This window comes from Pseudomonas sp. NBRC 111133, from assembly GCF_001320605.1.
In the GTDB taxonomy this organism is placed as follows: Bacteria; Pseudomonadota; Gammaproteobacteria; order Pseudomonadales; family Pseudomonadaceae; genus Aquipseudomonas; species Aquipseudomonas monteilii.
In genome coordinates, this window is sequence record NZ_BCBJ01000001.1 from 48,567 (window position 1) to 71,103 (window position 22,537).

The following is a 22,537-nucleotide window of genomic DNA, read 5'->3' on the forward strand; positions in this document are numbered from 1 at the left end:
GCCACTGATGCCGCCGTCCCCTTCGACGGCCAGTCTTCAGCCTCCGGTTCGCTCCGGAGATGTCGCGGCATTTGTGGAGTTGTGCATGACGAACACGTCAATCCTGACGCTGGACAGCGTCTCCCTGACCTTGCCGGATGGCAGGCAGCTGTTTACCGACCTTAACGAAACCTTTGACCACCGCCGCACTGGCCTTGTCGGGCGCAATGGTGTGGGCAAGAGCTTGCTCGGGCAGATTCTGGCCGGCCAGCGCGAACCGAGCAGCGGCCATTGTCGACGCCTTGGCCGTATTCACCTGCTGAACCAGCAGGTGATCGGGCAGAGCGCCACGGTTGCCGACCTGGCCCAGGCCGGCACGCTGATCGCAGCGCTGGCGCGTATCGAGCAAGGCAGCATCGAGCCCCAGGATTTTGACACCGTAGGCGAGCGCTGGGATATCCGCGAACAATTGCAGATACACCTGCAACGCCACGGCCTGGGGCACCTGAACTGGCGCCAGCCCGCCAGCAGCCTGAGCGGCGGCCAGGCCATGCGCGTGGCGCTGATTGGCGCGTGGCTAAGCAATGCCGACTACCTGATTCTTGACGAACCCAGCAATCACCTGGACAGCGAAGCCCGCGCCCAGCTGCTGGGCATGATCGAAGCCTGGGACCGGGGCCTGCTGGTGATCAGCCACGACCGCAGCCTGCTGGCACACATGGTGCGTATCGTCGAGCTGTCCAGCCTGGGGTTGCAGGCCTATGGCGGCAATTACAGCTTCTATACAGAACAAAAGGCCAGCCAGACAACCCAGGCCCAGCAGCAACTCGCCCGGTTGAAGCAGGCGCAGCAACGCCAGGCCCGTGAACTGCAACGCCAGCGCGAAGACCTGGAGCGCCATCAGGCCCGGGCCGGGCGCCAGGCCAGGCACGCCAATCAGGCCAAAATTCTTGTCGATCGCCAGCACGAGCGCAGCCAGGCCACGGCGGGCAAGCAGCGTCGCGCCCACGGCGAAGCCCGGCAGGCCCTGCATGACCAAGTGCGCGATGCCGCCCGCAAGGTCGAGCAGGACACCGCCATTACCTTGCATGCCCCCACACCTCAGTGCCATGCAGGCCGCGAAGTGCTGGCCCTCCAGGCGCTTCGCCTGCCCCGTGGCACCCGCAAACCGATCGACCTGCGCGTATGCCTGGGCCAGCGGGTGGGTTTGGTCGGTGCCAATGGCAGTGGCAAGTCTACCCTGCTCAGGCTGCTGAACGGGGAATTACCGGCATCGCCTGACAACGTGCGCCTCACGGGCGAGACGGCCCTGCTCGACCAGCATTGCAGCACGTTATGCGGCCACAGCAGTGTGCTCGACCACCTGGGCAAGGCCAACCCGGCAATGGCGCAGGGCGAATTACGCAGCCGCCTGGCCCAGCTCGGGCTGGATGCGGCCCGTATCGAACTGCCCAGCAGCCTGCTCAGCGGCGGAGAACGGATGAAGGCGGCACTGGCCGCCGTGTTGTACCGCGAACGGCCGCTCGACCTGTTACTGCTGGACGAACCCGGCAACCACCTGGACCTGCCGTCACTGGCCGCACTGGAGCGCATGCTGGGGCAGTTTGGCGGGGCGCTCATGGTGGCATCCCATGATGCAGTACTGCTGCAAAACCTGGCGCTGGATGAGTACCTGCAGTTGTAGATACCGAAAAAAATGCATCGCAGGCTATCAATTCGTGACTGGCCGTTCCCGATCCGCCACGGATGTATTATGGTGGCGTGGTGCGCATATAACAGCAGCCCGAGCGATCGGGCACTTGCAAGACAATGAGGGTGTCATGAGCAACGAAAGCATTAATTGGGACAAGCTGGGTTTCGACTACATCAAGACCGACAAACGCTACCTGTCCGTATGGCGCAATGGCGAGTGGGACAAGGGCACCCTGACCGAAGACAACGTACTGCACATCAGTGAAGGCTCCACTGCCCTGCACTATGGCCAGCAGTGCTTCGAGGGCCTGAAGGCCTACCGTTGCAAGGATGGCTCGATCAACCTGTTCCGCCCGGACCAGAACGCCGCCCGCATGCAGCGCAGCTGCGCCCGCCTGCTGATGCCGCACGTGCCCACCGATGTGTTCATCGAAGCGTGCAAGCAAGTGGTCAAGGCCAACGAAAAGTTCGTGCCACCGCACGGCAAAGGCGCCCTCTACCTGCGCCCGTTCGTGATCGGCACCGGCGACAACATTGGCGTGCGCACCGCCCCCGAGTTCATCTTCTCGGTATTCGCCATCCCGGTTGGCTCGTACTTCAAGGGCGGCATGAAGCCGCACAACTTCCAGATCTCCAGCTTCGACCGCGCCGCCCCACAAGGCACCGGTGCGGCCAAGGTCGGTGGCAACTACGCCGCCAGCCTGCAGCCAGGCGCTGAAGCCAAGAAGGCCAACTTCGCCGACGCCATCTACCTCGACCCACTGACCCACACCAAGATCGAAGAAGTCGGTTCGGCCAACTTCTTCGGCATCACCGCCAACAACGAGTTCGTGACCCCGAAATCGGCCTCAGTACTGCCAGGCATCACCCGCCTGTCGCTGATGGAACTGGCACAATCGCGCCTGGGCCTGACCGTGATCGAAGGTGATGTCGAAATCAACAAGCTGGACCGCTTCATCGAAGCGGGCGCTTGCGGCACTGCTGCGGTGATCACCCCGATCGGCGGTATCGAGTACAACGGCAAGCTGCACGTGTTCCACGACTTGGAAAAGGTCGGCCCGGTTACCCAGAAGCTCTACAACGAGCTGACCGGTATCCAGAGCGGTGACGTAGAAGCACCGGCAGGCTGGATCGTCAAAGTCGCCTGAGGCGCTTTAGCAGTATGAAAAACGGGGCATGCCAGCAATGGCATGCCCCGTTTTTATTGGCCAGCAAGGCGCCGCTGCATCAGCAAATGCCGAGCTTTGTCGAACGCCCAGTTGTACAACACGGTGTAGGGCAGGATGATCACGAAGAAGCCCAGTTCCACCATGAACGCCTGCAGCAGCGAGATATCCAGCATCCACGCCGCCACCGGCAAGCACCACACCACCAGCCCGGCCTCGAAGCCCAGACCGTGCACAAAACGCGCACTGGCCTTCCAGTGGATACGCTCGGTCTGTACCCAGCGATCGACCAGCGCGTTGTAGACCATGTTCCACAGTATGGCGATCACCGACAGGGTGACCGCCAAGGCCCCCGCCGTCGCCAGCGATTTGCCCATTACCCAGGACAACAGCGGCGCACACAACAACACCGCGAACACTTCGTAACCTACGGCGTGAACCAGGCGCTCGGTGAAAGACACGTTTTTCATTGCAAAATCCATCCATTGCGTAAGTCGTGCTTTCCATTTTCTTTGGTAAAACTGATACTCGCGACATAGTTACCATCGGTTTTATCAATACCATGCGCTACTCACCCGAAGCTCTGGTTGCCTTTGTCGAAGCCGCATCGCTCGGTTCGTTCTCCGCTGCGGCGCGCAAACTGCGCAAAAGCCAGTCCACCGTCAGCATTGCCATTGCCAATTTCGAGGCGGATATTGGCTGCCCGCTGTTCGACCGGGGTGGCCGCCACCCCACGCTGAATGAGGCGGGCCGACAGGTGCTGAGCCACGTGGAGGCCATTCTTGATGCCAGCGCCCAGCTCGATGCCTTGGCGGTGCGGCTGGCGGAAAACGTGGAGCCGTTGGTGTCGGTGGTGATGTCGGACAGCTACAGCGTCACCTTCCAGGGCGCGGTAATGGCCCGTTTCGCCGAGCACTATCCACATACCGAATTGCGCTGCGGCCCAGCGGAGGACGCTGATGTGATCGACATGATCCAGCAGGGCCTGGCGCATGTCGGCATCCTTGCCACGCAACCCGGCTACCCCGCCGACGTTGCCGTTGCCCGCTTGCCCGAACAGGCGGAGTTTGGTGTGTATGTGGCCAGCGGGCATCCGCTGGCGGGCCTTGGGCAGGTGCAAACACAGCACCTCGAAAACGCCCGGCAGCTGTACATCAAGACCTACGCCCCCAGCCTGCATCACGGCCGTGGTCAGGCTTGGTCGGCACCGGATTACCTCACGTTGCTGGAGTTCGCCGTGCGCGGGTTTGGCTGGGCCGAGCTGCCGAGGGCGCTGGTGGCAAGGTTTGGCATCGAGTTGGTGGAGCTGCAGATGGCGGGATACCCGCGCCGTGTCAATATGGATGTGGCCTGGTCTAGCCGGCGGGCGTTGGGGCCGGCGGGGCAATGGCTGGTACGGCAGATGCTGGGGCGGTAGCCCTTCTTTGCCCCCTTGTGCACCAAAACGCAAGATCCAGTACACCCAGCGACAAGCCTTCCCCCCACCCTCCCCCTTAGCCTGTCACCACGCGCCGCCCCCGCTGCGGCACGCACCCAAAGCACAAGAACAAACGTTGGTGACCTATGCAGACAGTAGATCCGATCACCCTTGCGGTTGTCCGGGGTGCGCTGGAGACAGCGCAACGCGAAATGACCCTGACCCTGGAAAAGACCGGCCGGTCCAGTGTGTTCAACCTGGCCCACGACTATTCCAACTCGCTGTTCGACCACCTGCCGGAAATGATCCTGCAGGGCCAGGACATCCCCATTCACCTGGGCTCGCTGATCCCGGCCATGAAGTGCGTGGCCGAGTTCTTTGGCGACGACATCGCCGAAGGCGATGTGATCTACCACAACGACCCGGCCTACAAGGGCAGCCATATTCTCGACTGCTGCATGTACAAACCGGTGTACTACCAGGGCGAGCTGGTGTTCTGGACCGTGTGCAAGGGCCACCTGACCGACATCGGCGGCCCGGTGCCTGCCGGCTACAACCCCGACGCCAAGGAGATCTACGCCGAGGGCCTGCGCATTCCACCCGTCAAGCTGTGGGAAAAAGGCAAACGCCGCGAAGACGTGATCAACTTCATGCTCACCAACATGCGCGCACGCCCCTTCCAGGAAGGCGACCTCAATGCCCAGTACGGCGCTTGCAAGGTGGGCGAGCGGCACTTGCTGGAGCTGCTCGACAAGTACGGCGTGGTCCAAGTACGTGCCTGCATCGCCGAGCTGAAGGACATGGCCGACCGGCACATGCGCGCGCTGTTGCGCGACGTGCCGGACGGTGATTACAGCGGCACCGCCGTGCTCGAAGATGCTGGCCACGGCCTGGGCGAGCTGGCCATCACCGCCCATGTGCAGATTCGCGGTGACCAGGCCCATGTGAGCATCGACAGCCCGCCACAAGTGCCCTACTTCATCAACTCCTACGAGGGCAACTCGGTGTCGGGCGTATACCTGGGGCTGATGATGTTCGCTCAGGTGGCGCCGCCCTACAACGAAGGCCTGTACCGCTGCGTCACGGTCGATGTCGGGCCCAAAGGGACCCTGTGCAACGCCGAAGAACCGGCACCCCACGTCAACTGCACCACCACGCCGATGGAAACCCTGGCCGATGCCGTGCGCACTGCGCTGGAGCAAGCCTCGCCACAACGGGTGACGGCCTCCTGGGGGCATACCAGCGGTATCAACATTGCCGGCCATGACCCGCGCAACGGCAACAGCGAGTACGTGACCATGGTGCTGGCCTCGATCATTGCCGGTGCCGGTGCCAACAAGGTGATGGATGGCTGGCACGCGTGCGGCCCGCTGTGCTGCTTCGGCGCGCTGATGAGCGGTGACATCGAGCTGCTGGAACATGCCTACCCGGTGCTCATCCACCGCTACAGCCTGATGGCCGACAGTGGCGGCGCTGGCGAGTTTCGCGGTGGTTCGGGCACCCGGCTGGAGATCGAGCCGCTGGACCACGCCATGACCGTGGTCGGCTTCGGTGAAGGCCGGCAACTGCCCACCGCCGGTGCCGCCGGGGCACGCAATGCGCTGCTGGAGCCCAAGCTGGGCAGGCTGATCCACCGCCACGCCGATGGCAGCGAAGACCACTACACGCAAAACCCGATGCTCACCCTGCAGCCCGGTGAGCGAATCATCAACATCAACCCCGGTGGCGGTGGCTACGGCGACCCGCTGCGCCGGCCGATTGCCGCCGTCCTGCAAGACCTGCGCAACGGCCTGGTCTCGCCCCAGGGCGCAGCCCTGGAATACGGCGTGGTCGTCGATGCCGATGGCCAGCTGGATGAACCCGCAACCCGCCTTGCCCGCGCCCCGCACTGACCGGAGACCCATCATGCGCAACCAATATCGCCTGGGCATCGACGCCGGCGGCACCTTCACCGATTTCATCCTGGCCGACCGCGACGGCGGCGTGCAGCTGTTCAAAGCCCCGTCCACGCCGCAGGACGGCACCCTGGCCATTCGGGCCGGGCTGGCGCAGATCGCCGACGCCACCGGCCGCAGCCCGGCCGAGCTGATTGCCAACTGTGACCTGTGCATCAACGGCACCACCGTCGCCCTCAACGCGCTGATCGAGCGTACCGGGGTCAAGGTGGGCCTGCTGTGCACCGAAGGCCACGAAGACAGCCTGGAAATCCGCTTGGGGCACAAGGAAGAAGGCCACCGCTACGACGCCCACTATCCGCCAGCGCACATGCTCGCCCCCCGCCACCTGCGCCGCCCGATTGGTGGCCGCATCCTCGGCGATGGCCGTGAGCACAGCCCGCTGGACGAACGCGCCATCCACGCCGCCATCGACTACTTCCGTGCCGAAGGCGTAGAGGCCGTGGCCATTTCCTTCCTGTGGTCGGTGCGCAACCCCAGCCATGAGCAGCGTGCCGCCGAGCTGGTGCGGGCAGCCCTGCCCGGGGTATTCGTCTGCACGGGCTGCGAGGTGTTTCCGCAGATTCGCGAGTACACCCGCACCTCCACCACGGTGGTCAACGCCTACCTCAGCCCGGTGATGGCCCGCTATGTGGCGCGCATCGACAGCCTGTTCCACGAGCTTGGCGTGCAACAACCGGTGCGTTACTTCCAGTCCAACGGTGGCCTGGCGCCGGGGCACCTGATGCGTGAGCGCGCGGTCAATGCCATCAACTCCGGCCCCGCCTCGGCGCCCCAAGCCGGGCTAGCGGTGGCACGGCCATTCGGTATCGACAACGTCATTACCGTGGACATGGGGGGCACCTCGTTCGACATCACCCTGACCAACGCCGGGCGCACCAACTTCAGCAAGGATGTGGACTTCCTGCGCCAGCGCATTGGCGTGCCGATGATTCAGGTGGAGACGCTGGGTGCTGGCGGCGGCTCCATCGCCCACCTGGACGAGTTCGGCATGCTGCAGGTCGGCCCGCGCAGCGCCGGTGCCATGCCGGGGCCCGTGTGCTACGGCAAAGGCGGCAGTGAGCCCACGGTAACCGACGCCAACCTGGCGCTGGGCTACCTCCCGGATGGTGCACTGTTGGGCGGCAGCATCCGCCTAAACCGACAGGCCGCACTGGATGCCATACGCAGCAAGATCGCCGAGCCACTGGGCATCAGCGTGGAACGGGCGGCGTTCGGCATCACTACATTGGTGAACCTGAACATGGTCAACGGCATTCGCCGCGTGTCCATTGAGCGCGGCCACGACCCGCGCGACTTCGCCCTGATTGGCGCAGGCGGTGCGGCGGGCATGCACGTGGTCCGCCTGGCCGAGGAAATCGGCATGCAGACCGTGCTGATCCCCAAGGTGGCCTCGGGCTTGTGTGCGTTCGGCCAGATCCTGTCCGATGTACGTTACGACCAGCTCACCAGCCTGTCGATGCGCCTGGACGCCGGGCATGTGAACCTGGAGCAGCTCAACCACGCCCTTGCCGAACTGCGCCAGCAAGGCCTGGCCAACTTGCGCCAAGACGGCTTTGGCGACCAGGCCAGCAGTTGCCACTACACCCTGGAAATGCGCTACCAGGGGCAGATCCATGAATGCAGCGTGGAGCTGGCGCAGCATGCCCTGGATGAAGCAGGCCTGGCCGCGCTGATCAACCGCTTCCACAGCCGCCACCAGACCCTGTACTCGTACAGCGAACCCGACAGCCCGGTGGAACTGGTGAACCTTGAGTGCTCGGTAATCGGCCACCTGCCACGCCCACCGCAACCTGAGTTGCAGGGCCCGGCCGAACCGCCGGCAGCCACCCCGCAAAGCGTCCGGCCGATGCTGTTCAGCGCCGACGGCGCGTGGCAACCCACGCCCGTGTTCAACGGCAATCGTCTGCTGCCGGGGCAGACCGTGCAGGGCCCCTGCGTGATCGAGGAGGACACCACCAACATCGTCGTGCCGCCGGGCTGGCAGGCGCGCCTGGAGCCTTCGGCCACCTACCGGGTGACACGAGGGGCTTGATCAAACGGTCGGCGTGCGCCGATCATGGGCCTGAAAGCCGCCTGGCAGCCTCGCGTTGCCGGGCGGTTTGCACAATAACAAGAGCTGCTTGAGTAGCTTGCCTGCAGTTCCTTTTTTCAATGCTGCCCTCTTTGAAAAAGGACCCACCATGCCCACAGAACTCTCGACCCACGGCTGGGCTCAGCCGGAGCGCCAGGCGCGCTGGGCCGAAGCCATCAGCGACACCTATTTCCCATTGAGCCTGCAGTTTGCCACCGAACAGCCGTTCAATGGCCACCTGCAGCGCTGGAGCACGCCCAGCACGCCGCTCAGCCTGTCGCGCCTGCGCTCCAGCCCGTTGGGCTACTCGCGCAGCAAGGCGCACATCGGCCAGGACCATGAAGCGTTCTACCTGGTGACCGTGCCGCACAGCAGCGAGGTGCACTTCGAACAGGACGGTCACCCGATCAGTTGTCGCCCGGGTGGTTTCATCGTCGAGCGCGGCGACGCCCCCTACCGCTTCCATTACGGCACACAGAACGACCTGTGGGTGCTCAAGCTGCCTGAGCAGGCACTCAAGGCCAACTTGCTGGGGCACAAACGCTATACCCGGCATTGCTTCGATGCCAGTCAGGGCCTGGGGCGCATCTTCGTCGAACAGCTGGACCTGTGCGCCCGCCATTTCGATGCCAGCCCTGTGGCTGCCCGGCATTTGCTGCTGGAACAGGCCTCAGCCACCCTGTTGCTGGCCCTGCAACAGGACGACCGCGTACTGGGCAGCGAAGGCAGCAACCTCAGCACCCTGCACCTGACGCGGGTGGAGCAGTACGTGCTGCAACACCTGGGCGACCCCGAACTCACGCCACAAACCATCGCCAGCGCCTGCGGGCTGTCGTTGCGTTACCTGCACAAGCTGTTCGCGATCACGCCTTACACCCTTGGCGAATGGGTGCGCCTGCAACGCCTGGAGGCTGTGCACCGGCAACTGCGCGACCCGTATTGCCACCTGGCCATTGGCGAACTGGCGTTCCGCTGGGGCTTTGCCGATCAGGCGCAGTTCACCCGCGCATTTCGCCAGCAATATGGGTGCACGGCACGGGAGGTCAGGGCTGCACGTACGCACTGAACGGTGCAAGCGGCGGTCACTGCGCGACCGGAGTCAGTCTTAGGCCGCCACGTCCAGCACCTGCCAACTGTCATCCGGGTCGAAGCGTTTCATCGCCTTGGCCAGCCTGTCACCCTGTGGCCCGAGGTTTTTCTCGAACACCTGGCCGTCGTGGCTGATCATGAAGCTCATCACCCCAGTGTCGTCGTACCTGGCCGGCCAGACGACCATGGCAAAAACCACGGCTCATCTGGTTGCCTATCAGTAGCTGTACGCGCCGCCAGGGGCAGAGGGGCCTTGTGCATCGAGGATGCGGAAGTGGTAGCCGTACCAGTCATCACCCACCACATCCTGGCCGAACAGCGGGCCCAACGCTTCCGGCGGTTTTGGCCAGGAGCCGAAAGCCCGCCCGGTTCATCGATAGTCACTATCGAGCAGGGCAATTTCTACCGGGCGCCTTGGCCTAATAACCTTGCTCCATCGACTCGCCGCCCATGACCCCGGCCCTTGGAGCTACCCTGATGAACACCCTGGCCCGCCTACTTTTCGCCACCTTCGCCGTTTTTGCCATCGCCATCATGAGCGGCTGTGCCAGCCACCCGGAACTGCGCCCGTACACAGCTGAAGAAACCCGCCAGTTGCAGTTGGAAGCGCTACAGCGTCGCGGTCTTTCCCTTGACGACTACGAGCAGCAACGGCGGGTCATCCAGCGCGCTGACAACCTGCCTGTAGTAACGGAAGCCACCGACGCAGACACTTCGACCAAAGGCTGACAGGGGCAAGCAGCGGTTCCCTCGTTCCACCTGTACAGGTATCCTCTAGCGCTCAACCGCAAGCCTTCCAGGATGGAGACCATGACCAGGCCCCTTCTGTTGCTGAGCGCTGCACTGCTGTTTAGCCCTGTTCTACTGGCCCAGCAGATCAAACGCGAACTGGGCAGCTTCGACTTCACACTCGGCACCACACCCTCGCGCACCATGGCCCAAGGCCTTATCTCACCCAGTGCCGTCGGCGCCTTCCATGGTGGGCTGGACTTCAGTCACGCCAGTGGCTGGTACCTGGGCCAGTACGCGCCCAGCATGGGCGTTGCCCCCAACTCGACCCTGCGCCTGGACAGCTACCTGGGCTACAAGCACCATTTCGACAGCAGCCTGGGCTACGAGGTAGGGTTGATCCATTACAGTCAGCCGAATATCGCAGGCCCCGACAGTTACGCCCTGTACGGTGGCATCTCGGTGCTGGGCAGCCGTTTCGGCGGCGCGTTGCGCGATAACCCCAACAACCGCACCGGCACGCTGTTCGCCGACTTTGGCCAACTGCCGCTGTTCGATGTCGACCTGACCGTAAAGCTCGCCCACCACCAACTGGGTACACCGTTCACCATTGGCGACGGCAGCCAGGTGACTGCCTTTTCCGATTGGTCGCTGGAGCTGTCGCGGCCTTGGCTTGGCATCGACCTGAACCTGGTCTACAGCAACTCCAACCTCAGTGGCGGGGGTTGCGATGCGTATTCGGGCATGAACACCTATTGCGACAGCATGGTCACGCTCAAGGCACAGCGCAGGTTCTTCTAACGACGTGAGCGCCGCTTGACCCGATGCTACAACGCTGCAACAGCCTCGATCTCCACCAGCATGCCGTCCAGCGCCAGCCGTGGCACCGGGATCAGGGTGCAGGTCGGCTTCATGTGCGGCCCCCACGCCCTGTCCGCCTCCGCTACCCATTGGCGCAGGCGCGCTTCAGAATGCTCGACAATCAGCAAGGTCAGCTTGAACACCTGAGCCAGGCTGGCGCCTTTGGATGCCAACGCCAGCTCCAGGTTTACCAGCGCCTGGCGGGCCTGTTCGGCAAACAGGGGTGACAGCTGGCCATCGCTGTCCTCCCCGCCTTGGCCGGCGATGAACAACAGCCGACTGTCGGCGCGTACCTCGGCGACGTGGGAATAGGCATTGCCACTGGGATCGTAAAGGCCCTCGGGGTTGCTCAGCTGGAATACGGCTTGATGGGTCACGACATGCCCTCGATCGGATGGAAGAGTGGCGGAGTATCGGACCTTAAGTTAACTCGAGGTCAAGCGCAGCGTAGGACGTTTCGCACAGAAGGCGAACTGATGTGAACCACGCGTCTGTTTGCGCGGCGGCCGTCGCGCGCTAGATTACCAGCCCCGGCATGGAGGCCTGAATCCAACAAGGAAAAGCGCATGAGTAATTTTGATTTCCAGCTGGCCTATACCATCAAGCCGCACACCGCACGCGATGACGCCGATGCCGCCCAGGCACGGGTACACCTACGGGAAAATCTCGGCCTGGACACCGTTGAGCACATTGAGACCACCTTGCTTGGGACGGTCGAACTCAAGGGCTCCACGCTTGCAGAGCGCAAGCTCGAGGCTGAGAAACTGATTCACGAATATATTCATAATGCGCTCAAGCAGCTGCGTGTGCTGTCTACCGTGAAATTCTACGGCAGCCTGATGGTGAACGGGCTAGGCCCCGCCATACGCTTCGACATCCTGCCCAAGTGAGCCTCAACAGGCATCAGGCGCCCCCGCGCCTGATGCCGGACACCGTCACTTTTCCTGCAGTACCGCCCTGCCCTTTACCGCCCTGGGCCCGCGCCATGCCCAGCACAACAACCCGGGAAATGGCGCGTACACCACGAAGACGACCCACAGCATCTTGCGTTCGGCGCGCCGATCACTGCCAATGATGTGCCAGATCGCCCAGACCTCCAGCAGGATGACGAAGGCCGCGATGATGATCCAGATCGTTCCGATTTCCATGAGCGCTCTCCCATTTGGCGTGTAATGGGTTGGGTTTCAGCAAGCGCCGAGGGTTCAGATTGTTTTGTTTGGCGCCAGTGCAGCCCATTCAGTGTGGTGCTTGTTCCAGCGCCGACTTCAGCGCCGCCGCATCGATAAACGCCCGCTGGCCCACCAGCGCCCCCTGCTCCAGTTGCAACCACTGTACCTGGCCATCCTGCCCGGAATAACGGCTGGCCACGCGCCCTTCACGGTCAAGCAGCACACGGTAGTTGTATGCGCGCATGGCGGGGATGGCGAACAGCTTGCTGATGATCGCCGGCATGCGCTGGATGTCGGCAACAAACACGGCATGACGCGCCTCGAGGTAGCCCTTGGGCTGCTCGGCCAGCGCAGCCTTTACCATCTTTGCGCCGTCCATGTCGCGCGCCACCAGCAGGATCTGCGTGCCAGCATCAAGGCTGTAGGCCTGCTCATACTGGTCAAGCAGCGTGAACGGTGCCAGCTTGTCGCCCACCTCCAAGGCATTGGCCAGTAACGGCAACAGGCTGCACAGCAGGGCAATGACGTACTTCATGAAGGGTGTCCTCGGTAATAGGGGGCGGCATGGCGGCGAAGGGCCAAGCCAGGCAGGTTGCCTGAACACGACCTGAAATACGACACGCGCACCCGGGAGATTGTCTTTCCCCCAGCCAGCCGCCACACTCTGCGGGCCAGCCAGGAAGCGGAGACCAGAGTGCCAACGCCACGTCAGTTCAGCAAGAAGACCAGTACCAGCAACATGCTGCGACTGAAATCCACCAGCGCCAACGCCCAGGCTCCGTACAGGGTTGACTTCGTCCTGCTCGAACATTTCTCGATGGCCAGCTTTACCGTCGCCATGGATGTGCTGGTCACCGCCAACCTGCTGCGCACGGACAGCTTCCGGTTCACCCCGTTGTCGATGGATGGCGACCGGGTGCTCAGCGACCTGGGGCTGGAGCTGGTGGCCACTGAGCTGTCCGCCGAGGCGCTGAAGGAGCTGGACTTGCTGGTGATCTGCGGCGGCCTGCGCACGCCCCTGAAATACCCGGAACTCGACCGCCTGCTGGACGACTGCGCGGCCCACGGCATGGCCCTGGGTGGCCTGTGGAACGGCGCCTGGTTCCTAGGCCGCGCCGGGGTGCTGGACGACTACGGTTGCAGCATCCACCCCGAACAGCGCGCCAGCCTGTCCGAACGCAGCCCGCAAACACGCATTACCCCGGCCAGCTTTACCCTCGACCGCGACCGCCTCAGCGCCGCCAGCCCCAACGGTGCCATGGAGCTGATGCTGGGCCTGGTGCGCCGGCTGTATGGTGATGGCCTGGCCGAAGGCGTGGAAGAAATCCTGTCATTCTCCGGAGCGCGTTACCGTCAGGTTGGACCGGGGGCGAAGAAGTCCATGAGCCTGCACCTGCGCACCATCGTCGAACTGATGGAAAACAACCTGGAGGAAACCCTCAGCCTCGACCAGCTGGCCGCCTACAGCGGGCGCTCGCGACGGCAGATCGACCGGCTGTTCCAGGCCCAGCTGGGCACGTCGCCGCGGCGCTACTACATGGAGCTGCGCATCACCAAAAGCCGCCGCCTGCTGCAGTATTCCGACCTGTCGGTGATGGAAGTGGCAGTGGCCTGCGGGTTTGTTTCGGTGTCGCATTTCAGCAAGTGCTATGCGGCCTACTTCGGCTACCCGCCCTCGCGGGAGCAGCGGCTGGGCGAGTGAGCGCCGTTCAGGCGCGTATGTAACGCAGCACGGCGTCGCAAATCATGGCTTTGTGGCGCAGCTTGATCTCGTCATCGGACAGGTCGATCTGGAAGATCTCGCCGAAGGTATGGCGGTTCGACACCCGGTAGAAGCAGAACGCGCTCATCAGCATGTGCAGGTCGATCACTTCGATGCCGCCACGGAAAACCCCTTCCTGCACGCCACGGCGCAGGGTGTTACCCAACGCTTCGAGCACCAGGCTGCTCATTTCACGAATGGCCGGCGACTGCTTGACGTACTCGCCATAGTGGATGTTTTCAGTGCAGATGATGCGCACGAAATCGACGTTGCGGTCGTGGTGATCGAAGGTGAACTCAACCAGACGACGAATCGCCTGCTCGGCCGGCAGCGACTCCAGGTCCAGGCTTTGCTCGGTCTTGCGGATGTCGCCATACAGCTTGATCAGGCACTCGCAGTACAACTGCTCCTTGCTGCCGAAGTAGTAGTAGATCATGCGCTTGGAGGTGGCAGTGCGTTCGGCGATGGCATCGACGCGGGCGCCGGCCAGCCCTTGCTGGACGAACTCGTTGATGGCCGCCTGGAGGATATCCTCGCGCGTTTTCTCGGGGTTGTTCTTGCGCGTTCTGCGCCCCCCTTCGGTTTCAGGCTGGCCGAGGCCAACTACGGAATCACTCATACCCACTCACAGGCTATTTATTGGAATGAGGGGGATTATCCGTGAGCGCGGCCATGCAGGGAAGCGCGCTGTTGGTCGGGTAGCCATAAAGCCTCATGGGTGGCTGGCCGTGAAATCGTTCACGGCACGCCGCGGGCATCACTCCCGCTGGGCAGTATTGCGCTCCAGCGGCGGCGTCAGGTGCAGCACGCGGTTACGCCCGCCTTCGGCCAGCAAGTAACCACCTTTGCCATCCGCCACGATCGACTGTGGCGCCTTGAGGAAAGTCAGCACCGTGTGCTGAACGCCATCGGCGTCAACACGCAGCAGCCGGGCACGGTGGGTGTTGTCTTCACTGATCCACAAGCCGCGCTGATCACAGTACAGGAACGTCGGGTTGCGCAGGCCTTCGACCACCACCGGGTCGCTGCCATCGTCGGACAATGCGCGGACCTTGCCATTGGCCTTTTCGGTGTACAGCACACGGCCCGCGCAGCGGGTGAGCCCTTCGGTTTCGGTCAGGCCGGAACGCAGCACATCGAGCTGGCCGCTGTTCCAGTCGTAACGCATCAAGCGACCATTGCCTTTGCGGTCTTCGATGGCATACAGGTGGTCGCCGTCATTCCACAAGCCTTGCACGCTGTCGCCGTCGAACAGGGGGGTCACCTGGCCATCGCGGGCCAGGCTGACAGGTGCCCGGCCGCCTTCCTGACTGAACACCCACCCCCCTTGAGCCGCCACCATGCCGTCGGGCTTGGACAGGTTGTCGATGACCATGACCCGGTCGCCGGTCGCGGTGATCTTGAGGATGCTGCCACGGCCATCATCCAGCTCACGGCTGACCAGCAGGCTGCCATCGGCTTGCGGCAGCAGCGAGGCGGCTTTGGTCACATCGCGGTGCAGTACCTCGACATCCCAGCCGGAGGCAGCCTGAACCGGGTAGAAGCTCTGCCAGGCGAAAAAGCCCAAGGTGGCGGTAAGCAGACCGGTGGTGGCAGTCAGGGCGATGCGGGTGCTGCGCTTGCGCAGGATGTGCGGCATGTAGGGGCTCCTCGGGATTGCCGCGATGCTAGCAAGCGAATGTGAAAAAAATGTCGAGAAATGCAGAACATTACAAAAAACAAATGGATATAAAAATAACTAAACATTCTAACAAACAGGAATATAAAAATTGAAAGCCGAACGCCACCTCCTTAGGCTGGGCACATCGTTTCCCACTCGGTTTCAAGGAGCAAACCCATGCCAACCCGTGCTTTCTCTCCCCTGCGCCGGCTGTTGATCGGCGGCCTGCTGGCCAGTGTGGCCAGCGCCCTGCTGCCTTGGTCCGAAGCTCTGGCCGACGACGCCAAGACCCTGCGCATCGGCTACCAGAAGTTCAACAGTATCAACATCCTCAAAGGCAGCGGCGCGCTGGAAAAAGCGCTGGCACCACAAGGTGTAACCGTAAGCTGGCACGAATTTGCCGCCGGCCCGCAGTTGCTCGAAGCCTTGAGCACGGGTGCCATCGACCTGGGTCATGCCGCCGATGCGCCGTCCGTGTTCGCCCAGGCCGCCGGTAAACCGGTGGTGTACCTGGCTGCCGAACAACCCTACCCACGCGGCATCGGCCTGGTGGTGCGCGAGCAGGACCACCTGACCAGCGTGCAAGACCTGAAAGGCAAGCGCGTGGCCACCGGCCGCGGCTGGAACGCCCAGTACCTGCTGGCCGTAGCGCTGGAGCAGGCTGGCCTTACCTACAAGGACATTACCCCCGCCTACGTCAACAATGCCGCCGATGCCGTGGCTGCCCTGCAGTCCGGCAGTGTCCAGGCCGTCACCCTGTGGGACCCGTTCCTCGCCGCAGCAGAAAGCCAGCCCGGCCTGAAGAACCTGCGCGACGGTAGCGGCCTGTCCAACAACCGGACGTTCTACCTGTCCACCGCCAGCTATGCCGACCACCACCGTGCGCTGCTGAAAACCTTCTTCAGCGAACTGGGCAAGGTCAGCCAGTGGGCCAACGCCAAGCCTGCCGAGGTTGCCGCGCTATTGGCGCCGCAACTGGGCATCAGCGCCAACGTGCTGGAAGTGGCCAGCGAACGGCGTAACTACAATGCCGTGGCCATCACCCCGCAAATCGTTGCCGAACAACAGAAACTGGCCGATACCTTCCAGGGCCTGGGCCTGATTCCACGCAAGCTGCAGGTGGCCGATGCGGTCTACCCGGCTTCCGTCTTGCCTTGAGCGGAGCGCAGCCACCATGCCCCGCCCGATCCGCTTCAACGCCTTCAGCATGAACGCCGCCAGCCACCAGTCCCCCGGCCTGTGGCGCCACCCGCGCAACACCAGCGTGGCATTCAACCGCCTGAGCTACTGGACCGACCTGGCTCGCCTGCTGGAGCGCGGCCTGTTCGACGCCGTGTTCATCGCCGATGTGCTGGGCATCTACGATGTCTACCAAGGCGGGCCCGAAGCCGCCTTGCGCGGTGGTGTGCAGGTGCCGGTCAACGACCCGCTGCTGCTGGTACCGGCCATGGCCGGGGTCACCGAGCACCTCGGTTTCGGCGTTACCTTTTCGCTGACCTACGAACACCCCTACCCCTTCGCCCGGCGCATGTCCACGCTCGACCACCTGAGCAATGGCCGGGTTGGCTGGAACATCGTCACCGGCTACCTCGACAGCGCCGCACGCAACCTCGGCCTGGCGCGCCAGCTGGGCCACGACCAGCGCTACGACCTTGCCGAAGAGTACCTGCAGGTGCTGTACAAACTATGGGAGAAAAGCTGGGACGACGATGCCGTGCTGCTGGAGCGTGACAGTGGGCGCTATATCGAACCTTCGCGGGTGCACGCTATCAACCATGTGGGCGAGCACTTCCAGGTGCCCGGCATGCACTTGTGCCAGCCGTCGCCACAACGCACGCCGGTGCTGTTCCAGGCAGGTGCTTCGGCACGTGGCCAGCAATTTGCCGCGCAGCATGCCGAATGCGTGTTCATCAGCGGCCCGACGCCCACGGTGTTGCGCCGCTACGCCGACGGCATCCGCCAGGCCAGCGAGGCCGCCGGGCGGGGTCGTGATGAGGTGCTGATCTATGCGCAGGCGTTGCTGATCGTCGCCCCCACCCGGGAAGAAGCCGAGGCCCGCTTCGCCGAATACCGTCGCTACGTCGACCTGGACGCTGCCCTGGCACTGCTGTCGGGCTGGACCGGCATCGACTTTGCCGGCCTCGACCCCGACGCGCCGATCGAATATGTCGAAAACGATGCCGGTCGCGCCGCCCTGGCCGCGTTCACCGCCGCCGACCCCAAGCGCCGCTGGACCGTGCGCGAGGCCGCCGAATTCGTTGGCCTGGGGGGTCGCGGACCGGTGCTGGTCGGCTCAGCCGGCGAGGTCGCCGACCAGTTGGAAAACTGGCTGGACCAGACCGGCATCGATGGCTTCAACCTGACCTATGCCGTGCAGCCGGACGACCTGACCCATGTCGTCGATTTGCTGGTGCCCGAACTGCAACGCCGTGGTCGCTACCCTTCGAGCTACACCGAGGGCACCCTGCGCCACAAGCTGTTCGGCCAAGGCGACCAGCTGCCGGCACAGCACATTGGGCGTCAGGTTGACATTCAGCGATCAAATACCGGGTATTCCAACATTTAATTTGTGGATGCCACGCGCTCAACCCTATTCTGTCGCCACATCCCCTGCGCCGCACCGGCCGGTGCGGTTCACGGCATGGGGAGAGAACAACAAGTCGAGATCGTCCATGTCGAACCATTCGTACTTCGCCCCCCACGGTGGGCACCCGGCTCAAACCGAGCTGCTGACTGACCGTGCCATGTTCACCGAAGCCTATGCCGTTATCCCTAAAGGCGTGATGCGTGACATCGTCACCAGCCACCTGCCGTTCTGGGACAAGATGCGCATGTGGGTCATTGCCCGCCCACTGACCGGTTTTGCCGAAACCTTCTCCCAGTACATCGTCGAAGTGGCCCCGGAAGGCGGCAGCGAGCGCCCAGAGCTGGACCCGAACGCCGAAGCCGTGGTGTTCATCGTCGAAGGCGAGCTGGACATCACCGTCGAAGGCAAGCATCACACCCTGGTACCGGGCGGCTACGCCTTCCTGGCCCCGGGCGCCGAGTGGAGCCTGCGCAACAACAGCAAATCCAATGTGACCTTCCACTGGCTGCGCAAGCACTACCAGAAAGTTGAAGGCCTGGACGTACCCGAGTCGTTTGTTACCCACCGCGACAACGCCACCGTCATCGAAATGCCGGGCACCGAAGGCCGCTGGGTCACCACCCGCTTCGTCGACATGGCCGACATGCGTCACGACATGCACGTAAACATCGTCACCTTCCAGCCGGGCGGCGTGATCCCGTTCGCGGAAACCCACGTGATGGAACACGGCCTGTACGTGCTGGAAGGCAAGGCGGTGTACCGCCTGAACCAGGACTGGGTCGAAGTGGAAGCCGGCGACTTCATGTGGCTGCGCGCCTTCTGCCCGCAAGCCTGCTACGCCGGCGGCCCAGGCAAGTTCAGCTACCTGCTGTACAAGGACGTGAACCGTCATGTGCATTTGACGCTGAATCCTAAGCGCTAAGCTCAGGCTGATGCCCTAAGCCCGCCAATCTGGCGGGCTTTCCATTTGCCGCGCATACTGAAACACCCATCTCCCGCACGGTACCGGCCATGCCCCGCTGCCTGCTGCTTACCCTCCTGCTGCTGTGCACCCCTGCCCTGGCCGCCGATGCCTGGAACCTTGCCTACGACCGCGAAGGCATCCGCGTGTACCTCAGTGGCGTACCCGACTCGCCCTACCAGCAGTTTCGTGGTGTGAGCACCATGAAAGCCAGCGTGCGCACGCTCACCGACCTGCAGGAGAACCTGCGGGTGGCCTGCAAGTGGCTATATGCCTGTGACCAGATGCGCCTGCTGGACGTGGACGGGGCCGACACCTGGGTGTACCTGACCACCAACCTGCCCTGGCCGACCATGCCACGGGACATTGTGTTGAAGGTGAGCAGCGAACGCCTGGATGACGGGACGCTGCTGCGACACCTGAGCGCTGAGCCCGACAAGATTCCCCAGGTTGACGGGTTGATCCGGGTGCAGCACCTGAGTGGTGAGTGGCGAATGAAACCGTTGAATGAGCGGTTGACCGAAGTGACGTACCAGTTGCAAGCCGACCCGGCCGGAGATGTGCCGGGCTGGCTTGCCAATCGGTTCGTGGTGGATGCGCCGGTGGTAACCCTCAGAACCCTGAGGGCTGTCGCCGAACGTCAGCATTGAGGGCTATCCACCAGATCGCCTGGGTATCAGTCAAAATCGAAACCTGGCTCGCAAGTACCGATCGGGGTCAAGAAAGTACCCTCAGGGCACTGTATTTCTGGCACGCCTATACTGTTGACACCCCCACGGTCAGCTTGAGGCTGCTCGCTGAAGACGGCATCGTTGGCATGCGCAACCTGAACCAGGCCTGCGGCGGCCAGCAGTGTAATGAATGCTATTTTTTTCATTTTGGTTTCCTGTAACAACATTAAGGGACTTGCCCGAAAGATCCTATGCGCCACCCAACCCATGGGGCTTTAGGCAATTGCCTCCAGATCACTGGGAAGCCCACAGTTGCTGCGTGGGAAACATCATTGCAGCAGACAATGCCGTCGTGCGCTGACTGATCGCGCGCAGGCCCTATCGCCCTGAGTCAATTTCTGCCACTGTGCCCGCGCGGCGCGGACCAGCACGGTACGGGTGTCTGGCTCCAGCGCCAGCAGGCACAACACGAAGATCAGAAACAGCTGCGACAGCGCCGCGGTGACCTTGCCACCCGGCAGCTTGAACGTCGATTGCGCATGGCCCCCATGATGCAGAAGACGAAAAAGCCGATGATGGCGTACACCAGAATGATCGAAGTGCCGGACAGCGCAATGATTTTGCCCGAGCCCATGAACAACCCGGTACCCATTGCGCCATTGATCGAAATAAGCTGTATGTGCCGGTTTTCCAGCCGTCTTTTGAGCACTCGGCCCGCTTCCGGCGCGCTGCTTTTCGCGTTGCACGTTTGATGCGTAGTCAACTTCTTATTCTTTTTATGTAAAACTTCCACGCCCCGCAGCGCACCAACAAATTGAAACCAAGGTGCAGGTCTCATGTCATTCAAATGATGAGAGCGTAGGCAATAAAAAATCAAACTAATGCCTGATGCAACTTAGCAACGGACTTTCTTATTGTTTAAACGCACCGTCAGAACGTGCGCCTGAAACCGTCCCGCGAAAGCCGTTTCATTCTGCCAGCGGCCCAGGTCAAGCGGAACGCTACAGAATGCACACAGGCAAAGGGATTTTTTGCAGTGTGAAAAGCCCAGGTGACAGTTTGCACAATGCGCCTGTCAAAAGGCCTGACCCAGCGGTCACATCTTGTAGGTCGAGAGCAGGATGCTGGTCTCGGTATTCTCGATGTGCGGGATCGACCGAATGGTGTTCAGCGCCCGGTCGAAGGCTTCGAGGGTGTCGGCGCGCAGCTCTGCCATCAGGTCCCAGCGGCCATTGGTGGTATGGATGGCCACCACGTTGGGATGCCCGCGCAGCGCGTGCTTGACCTCTGCGGCGTGGTGGCCGCTGATGCCGATGCTGGTGATTGCCCGCACGCCCTGCTCCAGCGCGTCGGACCGCAGGCGTACCGTGTAACCAATGATCACGCCCTGCTCTTCGAGCCGGGTAATGCGGTTTTGCACGGTTGCCCTGGCCACCTTGAGCTTCTTCGCCAGGGTCAACACAGGGGTACGTGCATTGTCCCGCAACAGCGCAATCAGTTCCCGATCAATCGTATCCATAACGCCTGCCAATAATCAGATTGCTACTTTGGGGTGGCAGATTGTCTAGAAAGTTGATGAAACTGGCAACCTGCATTCTTCCGATTGACGCAACCTTTCATCAAAATGTTCATGCCACTTCAACAATCTTAAGCGTGCCGCCTGCCATGACCGGGGCAACCGCGCAATAACAAGGTGCAAGAGCATGACGTATTTCATTGATGTTCCAACCATGTCGGACTTGGTACATGACATTGGCGTAGCGCCGTTCATAGGCGAACTGGCTGAGGCCCTGCGTGAAGACTTCAAACGCTGGCAGGAGTTTGACAAGTCTGCGCGTGTTGCCAGCCATTCGGAAGTGGGTGTTATCGAATTGATGCCGATTGCCGACAACAACCGCTATGCCTTCAAATACGTTAACGGCCACCCGACCAATACTGCCAGTGACCTGCATACGGTAATGGCCTTCGGCGTGCTGGCCGATGTCGACACCGGTTACCCGGTGTTGCTGTCCGAACTGACCATCGCCACCGCCTTGCGCACCGCCGCCACCTCGTTGATGGCTGCGCAGGCACTGGCCCGGCCGAACGCACGCAAGATGGCGTTGATCGGCAACGGCGCACAAAGCGAATTCCAGGCGCTGGCCTTCCATAAGCACCTGGGTATCGAAGAAATCGTTGCGTACGACACCGACCCGCTGGCCACCGCCAAGCTGATTGCCAACCTCAAGGAATACAGCGGCTTCACCATCCGCCGGGTCGGCTCGGTAGCCGAAGCCGTGAAAGGCGCGGACATCATCACCACTGTTACTGCCGACAAGGCCTACGCCACCATCATCACCCCCGACATGCTCGAACCCGGCATGCACCTGAATGCCGTGGGCGGCGACTGCCCGGGCAAGACCGAGCTGCACGCTGATGTACTGCGCAAGGCCCGCGTGTTCGTCGAGTACGAACCACAAACCCGTATTGAAGGCGACATCCAGCAACTGCCGGCGGACTTCCCAGTCGTTGAGCTGTGGCGTGTACTGCGCGGCGATACCGAGGGGCGCCAGAGTGACAGTCAGGTCACCGTGTTCGATTCGGTGGGCTTCGCCCTGGAAGACTATACCGTACTACGGTACGTACTACAGCAAGCCGAAAAACGCGGCATGGGCTCGAAGATCGACCTGGTGCCGTGGGTGGAAGACGACCCGAAAGACCTGTTCAGCCACACCCGTGGCCACGCTGCCAAAAACCGCATCCGACGCGTTGCCTAACCGATGAGC

The 22,537-nt window shown here is 62.6% G+C and carries 23 protein-coding genes and 2 pseudogenes; 15 read left to right on the forward strand and 10 right to left on the reverse strand.

From position 1 onward, the window contains the following. The first annotated feature begins 85 nt into the window (after positions 1-85). On the forward strand, positions 86-1,663 hold the full coding sequence (locus APH36_RS00240) for an ATP-binding cassette domain-containing protein (RefSeq protein WP_060496955.1): 1,578 nt from the start codon (positions 86-88) through the stop codon (positions 1,661-1,663). A 136-nt stretch (positions 1,664-1,799) separates the two neighbouring features. Next, positions 1,800-2,819 (forward strand): branched-chain amino acid aminotransferase, encoded by a 1,020-nt coding sequence (locus APH36_RS00245; RefSeq protein ID WP_012272061.1) that lies wholly within the window; start codon positions 1,800-1,802, stop codon positions 2,817-2,819. Positions 2,820-2,872: 53 nt separating this feature from the next. Here APH36_RS00245 and APH36_RS00250 read toward each other — a convergent pair whose 3' ends face one another. Further along, positions 2,873-3,307: a multidrug/biocide efflux PACE transporter gene (locus APH36_RS00250; protein ID WP_060496956.1), complete on the reverse strand. Its 435-nt coding sequence runs from the start codon at positions 3,305-3,307 to the stop codon at positions 2,873-2,875. Positions 3,308-3,399: 92 nt separating this feature from the next. Here APH36_RS00250 and APH36_RS00255 point away from each other — a divergent pair, with 92 nt between their 5' ends. The 4 genes from APH36_RS00255 to APH36_RS00270 all read left to right on the forward strand — a co-directional run bounded on the left by APH36_RS00255 (position 3,400) and on the right by APH36_RS00270 (position 9,349). Then, positions 3,400-4,254: a LysR family transcriptional regulator gene (locus tag APH36_RS00255; RefSeq protein WP_060497132.1), complete on the forward strand. Its 855-nt coding sequence runs from the start codon at positions 3,400-3,402 to the stop codon at positions 4,252-4,254. A 146-nt stretch (positions 4,255-4,400) separates the two neighbouring features. Beyond that, the gene (locus APH36_RS00260; protein ID WP_060496957.1) at positions 4,401-6,146 is read left to right on the forward strand and encodes a hydantoinase B/oxoprolinase family protein; all 1,746 of its coding nucleotides are present in this window, start codon (positions 4,401-4,403) and stop codon (positions 6,144-6,146) included. 13 nt (positions 6,147-6,159) lie between these two features. Further along, a complete protein-coding gene (locus tag APH36_RS00265; protein WP_060496958.1) occupies positions 6,160-8,244 on the forward strand; it encodes a hydantoinase/oxoprolinase family protein in 2,085 nt (694 codons plus the stop codon). A 148-nt stretch (positions 8,245-8,392) separates the two neighbouring features. Beyond that, positions 8,393-9,349 carry a helix-turn-helix domain-containing protein gene (locus APH36_RS00270; RefSeq protein WP_060496959.1) on the forward strand — a complete coding sequence of 319 codons (957 nt, stop codon included), beginning with the start codon at positions 8,393-8,395 and terminating at the stop codon, positions 9,347-9,349. 39 nt (positions 9,350-9,388) lie between these two features. Here APH36_RS00270 and APH36_RS00275 read toward each other — a convergent pair. Next, a pseudogene (locus APH36_RS00275) lies at positions 9,389-9,676 on the reverse strand (DUF2950 family protein). Positions 9,677-9,849: 173 nt separating this feature from the next. Here APH36_RS00275 and APH36_RS00280 point away from each other — a divergent pair. Together APH36_RS00280 and APH36_RS00285 are read left to right on the forward strand one after the other, a co-directional pair. Beyond that, complete coding sequence (locus APH36_RS00280; protein ID WP_060496960.1) at positions 9,850-10,101, forward strand: hypothetical protein; 252 nt, start codon at positions 9,850-9,852, stop codon at positions 10,099-10,101. Positions 10,102-10,182: 81 nt separating this feature from the next. Next, positions 10,183-10,902 (forward strand): TorF family putative porin, encoded by a 720-nt coding sequence (locus APH36_RS00285; protein WP_060496961.1) that lies wholly within the window; start codon positions 10,183-10,185, stop codon positions 10,900-10,902. Positions 10,903-10,928: 26 nt separating this feature from the next. On the opposite strand, the gene APH36_RS00290 is transcribed toward APH36_RS00285, so the two are convergent. After that, positions 10,929-11,339 carry a RidA family protein gene (locus APH36_RS00290; RefSeq protein ID WP_060496962.1) on the reverse strand — a complete coding sequence of 137 codons (411 nt, stop codon included), beginning with the start codon at positions 11,337-11,339 and terminating at the stop codon, positions 10,929-10,931. A gap of 189 nt (positions 11,340-11,528) precedes the next feature. Between APH36_RS00290 and APH36_RS00295 the strand changes: the two genes are divergently transcribed. Next, the gene (locus APH36_RS00295; protein ID WP_060496963.1) at positions 11,529-11,852 is read left to right on the forward strand and encodes a hypothetical protein; all 324 of its coding nucleotides are present in this window, start codon (positions 11,529-11,531) and stop codon (positions 11,850-11,852) included. 45 nt (positions 11,853-11,897) lie between these two features. Here the strand turns inward: APH36_RS00295 and APH36_RS00300 are convergent, their stop codons facing one another. Then, complete coding sequence (locus APH36_RS00300; protein WP_060496964.1) at positions 11,898-12,110, reverse strand: PLDc N-terminal domain-containing protein; 213 nt, start codon at positions 12,108-12,110, stop codon at positions 11,898-11,900. Between the two features lie 88 nt (positions 12,111-12,198). Beyond that, the gene (locus APH36_RS00305; protein WP_060496965.1) at positions 12,199-12,666 is read right to left on the reverse strand and encodes a hypothetical protein; all 468 of its coding nucleotides are present in this window, start codon (positions 12,664-12,666) and stop codon (positions 12,199-12,201) included. Positions 12,667-12,825: 159 nt separating this feature from the next. Here APH36_RS00305 and APH36_RS00310 point away from each other — a divergent pair, with 159 nt between their 5' ends. Further along, complete coding sequence (locus tag APH36_RS00310) at positions 12,826-13,833, forward strand: GlxA family transcriptional regulator (RefSeq protein ID WP_060496966.1); 1,008 nt, start codon at positions 12,826-12,828, stop codon at positions 13,831-13,833. Between the two features lie 7 nt (positions 13,834-13,840). Here APH36_RS00310 and APH36_RS00315 read toward each other — a convergent pair whose 3' ends face one another. Together APH36_RS00315 and APH36_RS00320 are read right to left on the reverse strand one after the other, a co-directional pair. Further along, complete coding sequence (locus tag APH36_RS00315) at positions 13,841-14,512, reverse strand: TetR/AcrR family transcriptional regulator (RefSeq protein ID WP_060496967.1); 672 nt, start codon at positions 14,510-14,512, stop codon at positions 13,841-13,843. Between the two features lie 138 nt (positions 14,513-14,650). Continuing rightward, positions 14,651-15,532 carry a hypothetical protein gene (locus tag APH36_RS00320; RefSeq protein ID WP_060496968.1) on the reverse strand — a complete coding sequence of 294 codons (882 nt, stop codon included), beginning with the start codon at positions 15,530-15,532 and terminating at the stop codon, positions 14,651-14,653. Positions 15,533-15,730: 198 nt separating this feature from the next. Between APH36_RS00320 and APH36_RS00325 the strand changes: the two genes are divergently transcribed. The 4 genes from APH36_RS00325 (at position 15,731) to APH36_RS00340 (ending at position 19,751) form a co-directional block, all read left to right on the forward strand. Continuing rightward, positions 15,731-16,711 carry an aliphatic sulfonate ABC transporter substrate-binding protein gene (locus APH36_RS00325; RefSeq protein WP_060496969.1) on the forward strand — a complete coding sequence of 327 codons (981 nt, stop codon included), beginning with the start codon at positions 15,731-15,733 and terminating at the stop codon, positions 16,709-16,711. 16 nt (positions 16,712-16,727) lie between these two features. Then, positions 16,728-18,119: an LLM class flavin-dependent oxidoreductase gene (locus APH36_RS00330; protein WP_060496970.1), complete on the forward strand. Its 1,392-nt coding sequence runs from the start codon at positions 16,728-16,730 to the stop codon at positions 18,117-18,119. Positions 18,120-18,225: 106 nt separating this feature from the next. After that, on the forward strand, positions 18,226-19,062 hold the full coding sequence (locus APH36_RS00335) for a bifunctional allantoicase/(S)-ureidoglycine aminohydrolase (protein ID WP_013972924.1): 837 nt from the start codon (positions 18,226-18,228) through the stop codon (positions 19,060-19,062). An 89-nt stretch (positions 19,063-19,151) separates the two neighbouring features. Then, positions 19,152-19,751, forward strand: a complete 600-nt coding sequence (locus APH36_RS00340) for an START domain-containing protein (RefSeq protein WP_060496971.1) — start codon at positions 19,152-19,154, stop codon at positions 19,749-19,751. Positions 19,752-19,777: 26 nt separating this feature from the next. Here the strand turns inward: APH36_RS00340 and APH36_RS00345 are convergent, their stop codons facing one another. The 3 genes and pseudogenes from APH36_RS00345 to APH36_RS00355 all read right to left on the reverse strand — a co-directional run bounded on the left by APH36_RS00345 (position 19,778) and on the right by APH36_RS00355 (position 21,291). Beyond that, a complete protein-coding gene (locus APH36_RS00345; protein ID WP_060496972.1) occupies positions 19,778-19,978 on the reverse strand; it encodes a hypothetical protein in 201 nt (66 codons plus the stop codon). A 332-nt stretch (positions 19,979-20,310) separates the two neighbouring features. Next, positions 20,311-20,481, reverse strand: a pseudogene (locus APH36_RS30395) (amino acid transporter); the annotation flags it as partial. A gap of 387 nt (positions 20,482-20,868) precedes the next feature. Beyond that, positions 20,869-21,291, reverse strand: a complete 423-nt coding sequence (locus APH36_RS00355; protein WP_012272037.1) for an Lrp/AsnC family transcriptional regulator — start codon at positions 21,289-21,291, stop codon at positions 20,869-20,871. A gap of 184 nt (positions 21,292-21,475) precedes the next feature. On the opposite strand from APH36_RS00355, the gene APH36_RS00360 reads away from it, so the two are divergent. Beyond that, positions 21,476-22,528: an ornithine cyclodeaminase gene (locus tag APH36_RS00360; RefSeq protein ID WP_060496974.1), complete on the forward strand. Its 1,053-nt coding sequence runs from the start codon at positions 21,476-21,478 to the stop codon at positions 22,526-22,528. The last annotated feature ends 9 nt before the right edge of the window (positions 22,529-22,537 follow it).